This window comes from Aquibium oceanicum (assembly GCF_001889605.1).
Lineage (GTDB): Bacteria > Pseudomonadota > Alphaproteobacteria > Rhizobiales > Rhizobiaceae > Aquibium > Aquibium oceanicum.
Genome location: NZ_CP018171.1, coordinates 2,916,585 through 2,929,760, shown reverse-complemented (window position 1 = coordinate 2,929,760; position 13,176 = coordinate 2,916,585). Strand labels below are relative to the sequence as shown.

Below are 13,176 nucleotides of genomic sequence, written 5' to 3'. Positions count from 1 at the left end.
CGGCAGGCCGCGAAACGCTTTATAAGCCATTACTGGGGCTGCTGCACCGTCGGAAAGTGGGACAGCGCATGCATCGTATTCTCGCGCGTATTCGTGCGATACAGCCTAGCGTGAGAAGACTGATCATCGTCGCAATGGACGTCGCAATGGTCCTGGCGGCGGTGCCGCTCAGTCTGGCGCTGTCCGGATCGAACCTTTCGATCGATCCCTATTCGCGTTCCTCGCTGACGGCATGGCTGTCGGTCGGGGTCTTCGCCCACCTCCTGTTCCGCTACAGTGGCCTCTATCGGATGATGTGGCGGTTCGCCTCAACGCCGGACTTCTTCGGAATCTTCCGCAACTGCCTCATCCTGACGATCGTGCTCTACCTGACGGCGATCTCGATCAGGGCAGTCTACCCGATCGCGGGTCTGAACGAACGACAGTTCATCGTCTTCTTCATGATGTCGTTCGTATTCATTTCCTCGCCGCGTCTCATATACCGATACCTGCGCGAGGGGTCCGGCTGGAGCATGGGCGAGTTGGGATTCCGGAAGCGCTCAAGCACGCGCGCGCTCTTTTTCGGACGCCTCAACGACGCGGACATGATCATCAACTACGGCCGCAGCGCCGCGGACGATGGCATCGACATCATCGGGATCGTTTCGCCCGAGGATGCCGCCGTCATGGGCAGCCGCGTCCAGAACGTGCCGGTCGTGGGCCGCAAGGAGCAGGCCCAGCATGTCCTCTACGAGTACCTGAAGGACACCGAGAAGATTTCCATGATCATCTTCGGCCAGCATGCCGACAAGGAGTTCATGGAGTTCCCGGAACTGGTGCGTATCGCGCGGCAGCACGGTGTCGACGTCGATCAGTTTTCCGGCATGCTGCAGTCACGCCGGGCCGGCAAGCTGGTGCTGGAACGGGTGGAGATGGAAACCATCCTCCGGCGGTCTACCGTGACGCCGGACGAGCAGATGCTGGCGAGCATCCTGCGCGACAAGCGGGTCATCGTGACCGGCGGCGCCGGTTCGATCGGCCGGACCCTGGTCAGGAGGGCGCTCGACATGGGCGCCGAGGCCGTTCTGGTGGCCGACATCTCCGAGTTCAACATCTTTCAGCTCCAGTCGGATCTCGCCCGGATCTACGAGGAGCGGCTGATCGCCCGACTTGTCGACATCGGCGACAAGTCGTCATTCTCGCGCGTGGTGCGGGATTTCCGGCCGGACGTTATCTTCCACGCCGCGGCGCTGAAGCACGTGCCCATCCTGGAGGACAACTGGATATCGGCGGTCCGGACGAACGTCTTCGGCACCAAGAACTGCGTGGAAGTAGCCACGGAATGCAAGGTCGCGCACTTTGTCCTGATCTCGAGCGACAAGGCAGCGGACCCGACGTCCGTGCTCGGCTTCACCAAGCGGTTCGCCGAACAGATCGTCAATTCGATGCACTACATGCAGAGGAGGAAGGCGAGCGCGTCGGGCCGCGGTACGAACTTCATCGGTGTCCGATTCGGCAACGTTTTCGGCAGCGACGGCTCGGTGTCGACCATTTTCCAGCGTCAGATCGACAACGGCGGACCGGTGACGATCACCGATCCGGCGATGACGCGTTATCTCATGACGATCGGCGAAGCGGTCGATCTCGTCATCCTGTCGGCGGCCGATTCGGCCCTGCGCTGGCCCGAGGACGGACCGGGCATATACATGCTCGACATGGGCGAGCCGGTCTCGATCATGGCTGTCGCCGACATCATGATCCGGCTCGCCGGCAAGGAACCCAATCGCGACATTCCCATCGTGGTGACCGGACGCCGTCCGGGCGAGAAGGTCCACGAGATCCTGAGCGCGCCCGGCGAGGACATCACAGACATCGGCGTTCCGAGCGTCTTTGGCCTCCGCACCGGCCTCTTCGAGTGGACGGAGATCGCCACGGCGCTGGAACGCTTGGCCGAGGCCGTCGAAAGAGGCGACAAGGAGACCGCGATCGCGATCATGAAGGCGCTCTACAAGCCGGCGATCAGCCATCGCGGCAAACGGGAGCCTGCCGTAACTCCGGGGAATGGCGCCGGGTCTGACGCGGCGGAGCATGTGAACGGCGCGGCTGCGTTCGAACCGCCTGCGACCAAGACCCCTGTTACCAAGGAGGCGCGGGGCGACCGTCCGCACCAGGGCATGCATAAGGTGGTCCCGTTCCCCGCTCGCATGTTTCCGTCCGAACTGGAACAGGCGAAGTCCTGAGGTTCAGGCCTCTCGGCCACCACCCTTCGGAGAGACCGAATCCGCCGGCGTTCGGGCGTCATCATCCCCGCACGCCAGGAACGCGGCCACGATCATCCCGTAAATGAAGAGCGCGTCGAGGATGTCATGGCCGAACATGATCCCGACGGTTCCGCTGGCGACGTAGCTTGTCGACAGCAGGAGCGAAAGTGCGAAGCCGAATTTTTGCAGATCGCCGCCCCGTCGTCGCGCAAGCACGATAACGGGCGTCACGAGGAGCGCGAGCACGGCGGCCACCCCTGGCAGCCCGGACATCACCCACGCGTTCATCAGGAAATTGTGGAAATGGGTGTATCCGCCCATGAGTTCGTCGGCCTTGTCGGGGCCGTGTCCCAGCAGCGGCCTTTCGAGGATGAGCTGGTAGCCGGTTTCCCACACGCGCAGCCGCGTGCCGAGCGAGTTGTCCAGTTTCCCTTCCACGAAGACCCGGTCGTAATCCGAGAGAAGGGCGGCGATCCGGTCCTGAGCCAGTGGAAAGGCAAATACGCCGATGACGAGGGCGAGCGCTCCGGCGATCGCGGCGCGCTTCGGCGAGAAAAACCGCCGCGCTTCCGAGGGATAGAGGAACACCAGCAGGACCGGCGCGACCACGATCATCGGCCACAACGACCGGGTCCCGGACATCAGGATCGTCCCCGCTGCAAGAGCCGCGGCAACGAGGCTCGTCACGCCGATGGCGCCCCCGTGCCTGAGAGCGGCGACGATGCAACCGCCGTAGATAACCGCGTTGACCACCGCGAACGGACCCTGATTGCCCGACAGGCCTTCGGCCCTGCTGGCTCCGATCCAGAAAATTTCGATCGCAGCGAAGATGAAGCCGGCGATCGCGCCCAGGACGAAGCCCACCTCGGTAGCCGTCGCCAGGGCCTTCCGCCTGGAAATCGCGACCCTCGCGTAAATCAGGGGAAAAGCCAGGAACGGTCCGTACTGCACAAGCGGCCAGAGCGATTTCAGGTGGCTGTAATGGATGATGCTGGAGAAGGCCTGGACGCAGTAGAAGAAGGCGAATGCGGCGGTGATCGTGAGAACGTCGCGGTCTCGCGGAAGGGAAATACGACCCCGCGCGGCGTGATACAGATTGGCATAGACCGAACCGCCCACCAGGATGCTTATGCCGCTGCCGATGACGCCGCCTCCACCCATGACGGCGACGGTAAACAGCTTGTTGTTCCGGTCGAGCGCTGGCGGCAAGGATGGATTCATGAGATTTTCGAACCGGTGCTTGTAGCCTGCCAGCCGTTTCGGCCGAAAGGGGCGGACCAGGTGCCGGTCCGGATCAGATCATTTAGCGGGCAAGCCACGCTCTGCATATCGGCTTATTCGCTGCATGGTATCGGCAGCCGGCCTCCAGCCGGTAGCGGCGAGCCGGGAAGGATCCACCACGAGCGGATCGCTCAGCTTTCGCCACATGTCTTCCTGCCTGCCTACCAGCGCGATACGTCGCAGCAGAGATGGCGGTACGGAGAAAAGGCCTGGTCCGCGCCCGAGCCCCTTACGGACTGCGCCGATGATTTCCCCCACGGTCAGCGGCGCCTCGTCGGAGACCATGTAGACGCGGGGCGAGGCGAGAGGCGACTGGAGGACATGCACCATCGCCTCGGCGAGGCTCTCCACATCCACGAGAGACCGCCGCGCGGTCAGGCCCGCCAGCGGCAGAGGAAGGGGGAGGGACGCCAGGCGTGAGAGGCTGCGGAAGCTGCCGCGCGCGCCGGGACCGTAGACCGGCGCGGGACGCAGGATCAGGTATCGGCCTTCAGGTCCAAGCGCCGCTTGGACGCGCCGCTCGCCTTCGAGTTTCGACTTCCCGTAGGCGTCCTGCGGCGCCTCTGTGGTGGTCTCCGAAATGGCCTCCCCAGACCTGCCATCACAGACCGCGCGCACCGACGACAGCAGCACGAAGCGGCCTGTCAGATGGCCGGCCGCCGCGCGCGCGAGGCGCCCGGGAAGCTCCACATTGGGCTCCCGGCAAGCCTCGTAGGGAAGGGACTTGTTCTCCCCGGCGCAGTGGACCACGTGCGTCACGCCGGCCAGCAGCGGCGTCCATCCGCTTTCGCCGCTGTTGGGGTCGGGAAGCGAGGTTGTCTCGTCGAAACTCGAGTCGAGCGTTGCCGGCTGCCGCGAGACCGCTCTTATCGCGTAGCCGCGAGCCTTCAGCATGCGTGCCACCACGCCGCCGATAAACCCGCTCGCACCGGTCAGGAGTACCATTTCGGGCATGGTCGGCTCACGACCTCATGTCGAAGAAGGGCTAGGGCACCAGGCTTTCGTTGCCGGCGAATTCCCGCACGGCACTGACAATCTGGTCGACCGCGTCGGGCTGGAGGTAGGGGTGCATCGGCAGGCACAGGATCTGCCCCGGCAGCGTCTCGCTCACCGGCAGCCCGCCGGGCGCAACGGGATAATCGCGGTAAGCCTCCTGCGCATGGAGCGGCTTGGGATAGTAGATGACGCTCGGAATGCCTTTTTTGGCGAGATGGGCCTTCAGCTCGTCCCTGCGCCGGGTCTCGATGGCAAACTGCGCCCAGGCCGAGCGCGTGCCGGCGACGAGATCCGGTACGCGCACCACGCCGGCGAGGCCGTCGACATAACCCTTCGCCACGACCTGGCGCGCTTCCATCTCCTCTTCGAGGATATCGAGCTTCTCGATCAGCACGGCCGCCTGGATCGTATCCAGCCGTGAGTTGAGGCCGACGCGCACGTTGTCGTACTGGGTCTTGCCCTTGCCGTGGAAAGCCAGCGATCGCAGCACCTCGGCCATATCGTCGTCATTGGTGAACATCGCCCCGCCGTCGCCATAGCAGCCGAGCGGTTTCGCCGGATAGAAGCTGGTGCCCGCGACATTTCCGTACGAGCCGCACTTGCGCGAGCCGGCGGTTCCGCCGATCGATTGGGCGGCGTCCTCGAGAACCATCAGGCCTTCGCGGGCCGCAATCGCCTCGATGGCGGCGTAGTCGGCGGCCTGGCCGAACAGGTCGACGGGAATGATCGCCCGTGGCCGCAGCCGGCCTTCGTCCCTGATGAAGCCGATCGCGGCTTCGAGGCTATCGATCGAGATGTTGTAGTCGCCAGCGTTCACGTCGACGAAGACGGGCTCGGCGCCGGCCAGCGCCACCACTTCGGCGGTTGCCGCAAAGGTGAAGGAGGGAACGAACACGGCGTCGCCCTCGCCGATTCCGGCAGCCATCAGCGGTATCAGCAGCGCGTCGGTGCCGTTGGCACAGCCTATCGCGTGCTTGGTCCCGATGTATTGCGCCATCCGCGCCTCGAACGCGGCGACTTCAGGACCGAATATATACGCGCCACTTTCGACCACCCGGTTGATCGCGCGAGGTAATCTTTCTCCGAGGCGCTCCCGTTGGGCGGCGAGATCGATGAACTGCAAGAAGCACCTCCAAAGGGTTGCGGAAGGCAGGTCGACCCGCGGGAGAGAAGGACGGGTGGCCCATATGTTCATGTTGCGGCCACAGATCGGCGGTCGTTCACGCCGGGATGAGGCCGGATGCGCTACCGGCGAAACAGTCGGGGCACGAAGCTCTCCTATTTGGAGGTCAAGCCGATGGCAAGCGCCGGATGCGCGCACTACTGTTTCGCGTCCAAGAGTGGTTTTTTAGAGGAATGCTCAGGCCTTGAAAACGGAAGGTGTCGCAAGCCCCCGCTTCTCGAGCGCGTTCCTCGTGTCCACGATCAGGCGCGCATGGACCGACAGAAGGGCGTAGTCGACGCTGTCGTGATCGGTCGCGATCAGGATCGCGTCGAACCGCTCGATTTCCGCCGGCGTCAGCCCGACGGAGCTTCGCCCTGCCAGTTCGGGAAACCTTCGCATCGGCGGGATGGTCTCCACCAGCGGATCATGGAATTCCACGCCCGCGCCCCTTTGCTCCAAAAGGCGCATGATCTCGAAGGATGCGCTCTCGCGCACGTCGGACACGTTCTTCTTGTAGGCGATACCGACCAGCAGGATGCGCGCCGAACCCAGCGATCTCTTCTGGGTCCGGTCGAGCAGCCGTTCCAGCTTTGCGACCACGTAGAGCGGCATCGACGTGTTGATCTCGCCGGCAAGCTCGATGAAGCGGGTGCGCAGCCCGTATTCCTGCGATTTCCACGTCAGGTAGAACGGGTCGATCGGGATGCAATGTCCTCCCAGTCCCGGTCCGGGATAGAACGGCATGTAGCCGAACGGCTTGGTGGAGGCCGCGTCGATCACCTCCCAGATGTCGATGCCCATCGCGTCGTAGATCACCTTCAACTCGTTGACCAAGGCGATGTTGACGGCGCGGAAGATGTTCTCGGTGATCTTCACTGCTTCCGCCACGCGCGGCGCCGACACGGCAACCACCTGGTCGAAGACGGCCTCGTAGAAAGCGCCGACGAGCGTCGAGGCGGTCTCGCCGTCTCCCGACGTCACCTTGGGAATGATTGTGGTCGTGTATTTCCTGTTTCCGGGGTCCTCGCGCTCCGGAGAGAACCCCAGGAAGAAATCCTGCCCGCTGCGCAGACCCGACTGCTCCAGGATCGGCCGGACGATTTCCTCGGTCGTTCCCGGATAGGTCGTCGATTCGAGCACGACGATCTGGTCCGCCTTCAGGAAGCGTGCGATCGTGCGTGTCGTGTTCTCCACATATTGCAGGTCGGGCTCGCGGTGCACGCCGAGCGGCGTCGGCACGCAGATGACAATGATGTCGCAGGATGCGAGTTCCTCGAAGGCGATCGTCGCGCGGAGCGACCTGGCGTCGACGAGCCGCGCCAGTTCCTGCGAATCGACCGCATCGATGTAGGATCGACGAGCACCGATCGCCTCGATCTTGGTCTCGTCGATATCGAAACCGACCGTTTGAAACCCCGCGCGGGCGCATGCCGCCGCGAGCGGCAATCCGACATAGCCGAGTCCGATGATCCCGACCGTCGCTGTGCGGGACGATATCTTCGATGCGAGACCGTGCTGCGTCTCCATAGCTGGATGATTCATTCGTCTCTCACGTGGCGGCATGGCCTCCCGGCCGGGAGGCGCATGCTTGTAGCGCAGCCGCAGCCCCGCGTTAAGCCGCTCGCATTCGCCTTGCGGCGGGCAGCGATCTCTTTCGCGATTGTCCGCCTCCCGCAAAAAACGGTAGAGACGGGGACCGTGCTCCATCATGGCGCGGCCCGTGAGCCGGATCATACATGCTGAAGCGAATCTTCGACGCCTGTTGCGCCGCCCTGGTGCTCGTCCTCGCCGGTCCGGTCATCCTCGTTCTGTCGTTTGCCATCCGGCGCGAGAGCGAGGGCCCCGGCATCTTCGTTCAGGAGAGGGTAGGGCGAAACGGTAGGCATTTCCGCTGCTACAAGCTCCGGAGCATGTATGGTGGTCTGCCGAGCGTGCCGACGCACCAGGCTCTGGCTTCGCAGATCACTCCGATCGGGCGCGCACTCAGGCGCTGGAAGCTCGACGAACTGCCGCAATTGTGGAACGTGCTGCGCGGCGACATGAGCCTCGTCGGGCCGCGCCCCTGCCTGCCAACCCAAACCGAACTCATAGATGAGCGGGTCAGCCGCGGGGTCCTGTCGGTCCGGCCCGGAATCACCGGGCTCGCACAGATCAACGACATCGACATGTCGGATCCGGTGAAGCTGGCGGAAAAGGACGCGGAGTATGTCCGCGACCGTTCGTTCCTGCTCGATTTGCGGATATTGTTCCGGACCGTCTTCGGCGGTGCCGGCAGCGGAGACCGGGTCAGGATATAGGCAGACGAGGCTTCGTGCGGCGCCCGGAGCGAACTAGGCAGCCTTCAGAACTTCCTCGGCCGGTCCGAAGGCGACGAGCCTGCCGTGCTCGAGCTTGAGCGCCTTGTTGCAGGTCTTCCTCAGCAGCGCATGGTTGTGGCTGGCCAGGACGATGATGCCGGCCTTTTGGGCGAGGTCGTTCATGCGTGCGCGCGCCTTTTCCTGGAAGGAGGCGTCGCCGGCGCCGATCCATTCGTCCATCAGCAGGATTTCCGGCTCCAGGCTGGTTGCCACCGCGAAGGCGAGGCGGGCCGCCATGCCCTGACTGTAGGTCTTGAAGGGCATGTCGATGAATTCTTCCAGTTCGCTGAAGGCAATGATCTCGTCCATCTTGGCGTTGATCAGCTCGGGTTCCCACCCGTTGAGCAGCCCGCGCAAGTAGACGTTCCTCCTGCCCGTCGCCTGCGGCCGGAACCCGAGATTGATGTTGAACAGCGCATCGACGCGGCCCTTGATGGTGAGCGTTCCGCTGGTCGGCGGGTAGATGCCGTAGAGCACCTTGAGCAGCGTCGTCTTGCCCGAACCGTTCGCACCGACGAGACCGAGCCGGTCGCCGGCCTCGATCGACAGGCTGATGTCGCTCAGCGCCTCGACGTAGCGGTGCGCGGAATTGCCTTCGACACGGCCGCCCACGCTCGTCGCCATGGCTCCGGACGCGGCCTTCGCCCCGGGCCGAAGTCTCTCTAGGGAGAGTTTACGGGTAATCGGGTAGCGAAGCCCGACGTTTTCGATGCGGATCGAGACCATTGTCGAACTGTGGCCAATCGCTAGATCATGAACACGATGCGGCGCCGGTAGTAGCCGAGCGCCAGGATGGCAGCAATCCACAGCCCCGCCGACATCAGCCCCACCATTGCCCAGGAATCCAGCGGCACCGCGTCAAAGATGATCGGGGTGCGCACGATGTCGATGTAGTAGGTGAAGGGATTCCAGTGATAAAGCAGCGCCCGCATCCCGAACTCGCTTGGCTTGGACCAGAAGATCGGCGTGACGAAGAACCCGATGCGGATGATATTTCCCATGAAAAACTGGATGTCGGGAAAAACCACGCCGAGGATGCCGAGCAGGATGATCACGGGCGGCGCCGTTAAAACGAGCACGACGATACCGGCGAGCGAGGTCAGCCACGTCGTCGTCGGTATGGCACCAGTCAACAGCAACACGAGTGCCGCGCCAGCAAGCATGTAGCCGCCGCGGATGACGGAGCGCATGGTCTGGCGCAGGACGTAGACGGAAAGCGGCAGCACCGTGCCCTTTATGAAACCCTCCTCGCGGGTGAATATCCCGCAGCCCTCTCCGAGAATCTCCGAGATGTAGAGCCAGACCATAAGACCGCTGGCCACGAAGGCCGGGTAGTTCGGCACTTCGGCGAAGCGTCCCATGATAACGATGAGGATGCCGAGGAACAGCAGGAAGTTGATCAGGAGCCAGATCGGACCCAGCGTTGAGCGCCGGAAACCTTCTCCAATGTCCTCCGAGGCGAGTGCAACCCAGACACGACGGCGCTTCAGGGCCGCGCCGATGTCGCCAAACGCCTCCGAGAACAGTCCGCGCCTTGATGACCCCTCGCGAACCACATGACGGGTCGTCGCCGTGGCTTTTTCGGTCTCGGCTTTGTCAGCTTCGGCGATGCTCAATGTTCAGGTCCGGTGTCCTGGGCGTTCCGCTGCATCTGGAGGATCATGCGGCGATTCCAAGTGCGCATTCGAAGATCCCGCGCCCGTCCTTGCCGCCGTGGGCGGCCTCGATCAGGTTTTCGGGATGCGGCATGAGGCCAAGAACGTTGCCGCGGGAGTCGACGATCCCGGCGATGTCGTTGATCGAACCGTTGGGGTTGGTGCCTTCGGCATAGCGGAAGACCACCTGGCCTTCACCTTCGATACGCGCCAGCGTCTCGGCGTCGGCGAAGTAGTTGCCGTCATGATGCGCCACGGGGCAGCGGATGATCTGGCCTGGCTGATAGGCGCGCGTGAAAGGCGTGTCGGTGTTCGCCACCTCGAGCTTCACCTCGCGGCAGACGAACTTGAGCGAGGTGTTGCGCATCAGGGCGCCCGGCAGCAGTCCGGCTTCGAGCAGGATCTGGAAGCCGTTGCACACGCCCATCACCATGACGCCCTGCCGGGCCTTCTCGGCCACGGCGCGCATGACCGGCATTCGAGCCGCGATCGCTCCGCAGCGCAGGTAGTCGCCGTAAGAGAACCCACCGGGGATGACGATGAGATCGACGTCCGGGATCTCCGTGTCCGTCTGCCAGACCGTGACAGGCGGCGTTCCGGAAACCTTGGTCAGGGCCGCGATCATGTCGCGGTCGCGGTTGAGGCCGGGGAGGAGGACGACGGCTGATTTCATCAGTGACAAAGTCCATGCAATCAATGGGACAGGGCAATAGACGCGGCCGTTTCAGGACTCCAGGGGCCGCCGGGGCTCGGCTAGCTTGCGCAACTCCAGCCGCGGTTCGATCCACCCGTCGTGCTGCGCCAGCATGCCGCAGATATCGTGCGCGTCCGTCTGGATCCCCGTCATAGACAGCCTGAGTGACGCAGCCTCTTCCTTGACCTGGTATGGAACCGGCGGCCTCATGCTATGGCGATACTATAGTTCTCGATCACCGTGTTCGCCAGAAGCTTGTCGCACATGGCTTTCAGGTCAGCCTCGGCCTTCGCCGTATCTGAGCCTTCGAGTTCGACGTCGAAGACTTTTCCCTGCCGAACATGGCCGACGCCCTCGAAGCCAAGCGCACCGAGCGCTCCTTCGATGGCCTTTCCCTGAGGGTCGAGCACGCCGTTCTTCAGCGTGACGGTGATTCGCGCCTTGATCACTGCCCCCAATCCTTGTCCTGGCGAATTTCCGATGCCGCGGATCAGTGCGGCTTGCCGCGGCCCTTGCCGTTGTTGGCTCCGCCGTCCGTCGACACCAGTACCGGACCGGTCGGGCGCGGCGGCTCGTTCTCGTTCATGATGCCGAGGCGCCGTGCGACTTCCTGGTAGGCTTCGACGAGGCCACCCATGTCGCGGCGGAACCTGTCCTTGTCGAGCTTCTCGTTCGTGGAGACGTCCCACAGGCGGCAGGAATCCGGCGATATCTCGTCGGCGACCACGATGCGCATCATGTCGCCTTCGAAGAGCCGGCCGCATTCGATCTTGAAGTCGACGAGCTGGATGCCGACGCCAAGGAAGAGGCCGGAGAGGAAGTCGTTGACGCGGATGGCGAGCGCCATCACGTCGTCGATCTCCTGCGGCGACGCCCATCCGAAAGCGGTGATGTGCTCTTCTGACACCATCGGATCGTCGAGAGCGTCGGCCTTGTAGTAGAATTCGATGATCGAGCGCGGAAGGACGGTGCCTTCCTCCATGCCGAGCCGCTTCGACAACGATCCCGCCGCGACGTTGCGGACGACGATCTCGAGCGGGATGATCTCGACTTCCTTGATCAGCTGCTCGCGCATGTTGAGCCGGCGGATGAAGTGCGTGGGGATGCCCATCCGGTTCAGATGCGTGAAGATGTGCTCGGAAATGCGGTTGTTGAGCACACCCTTTCCGTCGACCACCTCATGCTTCTTCTTGTTGAAGGCGGTGGCATCGTCCTTGAAGAACTGGACCAGCGTTCCCGGCTCCGGGCCCTCGTAGAGTATCTTGGCCTTGCCTTCGTATATGCGGCGGCGACGGTTCATATGGGTTGCTCTGGTCCTTCTGGTGAAACGGGGACCGGTCGTGGGGCGGGGTATTCGCCCTTTCGGTAACTCGAAGCCGGTCTCTAGCGCACTTGCGCCCGCTTCTCAATGGCAATCGCTCCGGCCGTCCACCACTCGTCGCTGCGTCGCGGGTGCGGGGGCCATTTGCCGCGCTCCCGTCGGAACACTGCGATTGACCCGAGCGAATCCTTTTGATTTGTCGACCGCGTCGCCATATTGGAACCGCACGAGAATCGATCCCTGGCCGGAGGCATGCACCATGGACAATCTTAAGAGCCGCAAGGACGCTTTCGAGAACAAGTTCGCCCATGACGAGGAGCTGAAGTTCAAGTCGATGGCCCGCCGCAACAAGCTGCTGGGGCTTTGGGCGGCCGAGAAGCTAGGCAAGTCCGGCGACGATGCCGACGCATATGCTCGCGAGGTGGTGAAAGCCGATTTCGAGGAAGCCGGCGACGAGGACGTCTTCCGCAAGGTTCGTGGCGATTTCGACGCCGCCGGCGTCGAGCAGTCAGACCACCAGATCCGCCGCACGATGGACGAACTGCTGGTCGTCGCCGCCGAGCAGGTCAGCAAGGCGTGACGCGCCGCGCTCTGGCGCAACCGGAAAACCGCCCGCCGGGCGGTTTTTTGCTTTTTAGGCCGCGGCCGCTCTGATTACATGCCGTTCGATCGCATGGAGGGACGATACCGATGAAGACGCTTCTGGAGCGGCTCAACGAGGGGGAAACGGTCTTCACCGCATGGTCGGGCGTTCCGGACCCGTTGACCGTCGAGATCATGGCGGGCCAGGCCTTCGACGCGGTCACGCTCGACATGCAGCATGGCGGGCATCACGAGGACAGCGTCCTGCGCAGTATTCCGGCCATCCTGAGGGCTGGCAGTCACCCGCTGGTCAGGATACCGGTCGGCCGGTTCGACATGGCGAGCCGCGCGCTCGATTTCGGCGCCGAGGGCGTCATCGCCCCGATGGTCAACTCGGTGGCGGATGCCAAGGCCTTCGCCGGGGCGATGAAGTATCCGCCGCTCGGCGAGCGCTCCTGGGGTCCCACCTTCGCGCTTCCGCGCAGTGCCGTCAGGAACGCCCAGGAATGGCTGCTCAACGCCAACACCCGCACCATCGCCTTCGCTATGGTCGAGACTCGCCAGGCGCTCGACTGCCTCGACGGCATCCTCGAGACGCCGGGCATCGACGGCATCTTCGTGGGCCCGTCCGATTTCTCCATCGCCTGGACCAAGGGGGCCGCGATCGACCCGACCCGCGAGGACATGATGGAGACGCTGGCCGACATCGGGCAGCGCACCGCGGCCGCCGGCAAGGTGGCGGCGATCTACATCACCAACACGAACATGGTCGGCCGCTTCTCGCAGATGGGCTTCCGCTTCCAGGCGATCGCGTCTGAACACCGCGTCATCGCGGCCGGCTCGGCAACGCTGATCCAGGAGGCGCGCGACAGCCTCGGCTAAGAG

General features: G+C 63.7%; 12 protein-coding genes and 1 pseudogene. 4 read left to right on the top strand and 9 right to left on the bottom strand.

What is annotated here, in order from left to right:
- Window positions 1-110 precede the first annotated feature (110 nt).
- Window positions 111-2,219: a nucleoside-diphosphate sugar epimerase/dehydratase gene (locus tag BSQ44_RS14295; protein WP_157894599.1), complete on the top strand. Its 2,109-nt coding sequence runs from the start codon at window positions 111-113 to the stop codon at window positions 2,217-2,219.
- Between the two features lie 3 nt (window positions 2,220-2,222).
- On the opposite strand, the gene BSQ44_RS14290 is transcribed toward BSQ44_RS14295, so the two are convergent.
- From BSQ44_RS14290 to BSQ44_RS14275, 4 genes are all read right to left on the bottom strand, one after another.
- On the bottom strand, window positions 2,223-3,461 hold the full coding sequence (locus BSQ44_RS14290; RefSeq protein ID WP_072605312.1) for an O-antigen ligase family protein: 1,239 nt from the start codon (window positions 3,459-3,461) through the stop codon (window positions 2,223-2,225).
- Between the two features lie 78 nt (window positions 3,462-3,539).
- A complete protein-coding gene (locus BSQ44_RS14285; protein ID WP_083534752.1) occupies window positions 3,540-4,475 on the bottom strand; it encodes an NAD-dependent epimerase/dehydratase family protein in 936 nt (311 codons plus the stop codon).
- 31 nt (window positions 4,476-4,506) lie between these two features.
- A complete protein-coding gene (locus BSQ44_RS14280) occupies window positions 4,507-5,640 on the bottom strand; it encodes a DegT/DnrJ/EryC1/StrS family aminotransferase (RefSeq protein ID WP_072605310.1) in 1,134 nt (377 codons plus the stop codon).
- A 237-nt stretch (window positions 5,641-5,877) separates the two neighbouring features.
- Complete coding sequence (locus tag BSQ44_RS14275; RefSeq protein WP_235633240.1) at window positions 5,878-7,224, bottom strand: nucleotide sugar dehydrogenase; 1,347 nt, start codon at window positions 7,222-7,224, stop codon at window positions 5,878-5,880.
- Between the two features lie 194 nt (window positions 7,225-7,418).
- Between BSQ44_RS14275 and BSQ44_RS14270 the strand changes: the two genes are divergently transcribed.
- Complete coding sequence (locus BSQ44_RS14270) at window positions 7,419-7,979, top strand: sugar transferase (protein ID WP_072605305.1); 561 nt, start codon at window positions 7,419-7,421, stop codon at window positions 7,977-7,979.
- 33 nt (window positions 7,980-8,012) lie between these two features.
- On the opposite strand, the pseudogene BSQ44_RS14265 reads toward BSQ44_RS14270, so the two are convergent.
- The 5 genes and pseudogenes from BSQ44_RS14265 to purC form a co-directional block, all read right to left on the bottom strand.
- Window positions 8,013-8,588 (bottom strand): annotated as a pseudogene (locus BSQ44_RS14265) (ABC transporter ATP-binding protein); the annotation flags it as partial.
- 197 nt (window positions 8,589-8,785) lie between these two features.
- Window positions 8,786-9,655 (bottom strand): ABC transporter permease, encoded by an 870-nt coding sequence (locus BSQ44_RS14260; RefSeq protein WP_083534751.1) that lies wholly within the window; start codon window positions 9,653-9,655, stop codon window positions 8,786-8,788.
- Between the two features lie 43 nt (window positions 9,656-9,698).
- Window positions 9,699-10,367 (bottom strand): phosphoribosylformylglycinamidine synthase subunit PurQ, encoded by a 669-nt coding sequence (purQ, locus tag BSQ44_RS14255; protein WP_072605300.1) that lies wholly within the window; start codon window positions 10,365-10,367, stop codon window positions 9,699-9,701.
- A 227-nt stretch (window positions 10,368-10,594) separates the two neighbouring features.
- Window positions 10,595-10,837: a phosphoribosylformylglycinamidine synthase subunit PurS gene (gene purS / locus BSQ44_RS14245; RefSeq protein WP_072605296.1), complete on the bottom strand. Its 243-nt coding sequence runs from the start codon at window positions 10,835-10,837 to the stop codon at window positions 10,595-10,597.
- Window positions 10,838-10,878: 41 nt separating this feature from the next.
- A complete protein-coding gene (gene purC, locus BSQ44_RS14240) occupies window positions 10,879-11,688 on the bottom strand; it encodes a phosphoribosylaminoimidazolesuccinocarboxamide synthase (RefSeq protein ID WP_072605293.1) in 810 nt (269 codons plus the stop codon).
- A 280-nt stretch (window positions 11,689-11,968) separates the two neighbouring features.
- Between purC and BSQ44_RS14235 the strand changes: the two genes are divergently transcribed.
- Both BSQ44_RS14235 and BSQ44_RS14230 read left to right on the top strand, forming a co-directional pair.
- On the top strand, window positions 11,969-12,289 hold the full coding sequence (locus tag BSQ44_RS14235; RefSeq protein ID WP_072605291.1) for a DUF1476 domain-containing protein: 321 nt from the start codon (window positions 11,969-11,971) through the stop codon (window positions 12,287-12,289).
- A 110-nt stretch (window positions 12,290-12,399) separates the two neighbouring features.
- A complete protein-coding gene (locus BSQ44_RS14230) occupies window positions 12,400-13,173 on the top strand; it encodes an HpcH/HpaI aldolase family protein (protein WP_072605289.1) in 774 nt (257 codons plus the stop codon).
- Window positions 13,174-13,176: the final 3 nt, after the last annotated feature.

Bases quoted from the DNA above. Each gene is read 5' to 3' on its own strand.
- BSQ44_RS14235 (WP_072605291.1), top strand. From the start codon at position 11,969: ATGGACAATCTTAAGAGCCGCAAGGACGCTTTCGAGAACAAGTTCGCC.
- purC (WP_072605293.1), bottom strand. From the start codon at position 11,688: ATGAACCGTCGCCGCCGCATATACGAAGGCAAGGCCAAGATACTCTAC.
- BSQ44_RS14275 (WP_235633240.1), bottom strand. From the start codon at position 7,224: ATGAATCATCCAGCTATGGAGACGCAGCACGGTCTCGCATCGAAGATA.
- BSQ44_RS14290 (WP_072605312.1), bottom strand. From the start codon at position 3,461: ATGAATCCATCCTTGCCGCCAGCGCTCGACCGGAACAACAAGCTGTTT.
- purQ (WP_072605300.1), bottom strand. From the start codon at position 10,367: ATGAAATCAGCCGTCGTCCTCCTCCCCGGCCTCAACCGCGACCGCGAC.
- BSQ44_RS14270 (WP_072605305.1), top strand. From the start codon at position 7,419: ATGCTGAAGCGAATCTTCGACGCCTGTTGCGCCGCCCTGGTGCTCGTC.
- BSQ44_RS14285 (WP_083534752.1), bottom strand. From the start codon at position 4,475: ATGCCCGAAATGGTACTCCTGACCGGTGCGAGCGGGTTTATCGGCGGC.
- BSQ44_RS14230 (WP_072605289.1), top strand. From the start codon at position 12,400: ATGAAGACGCTTCTGGAGCGGCTCAACGAGGGGGAAACGGTCTTCACC.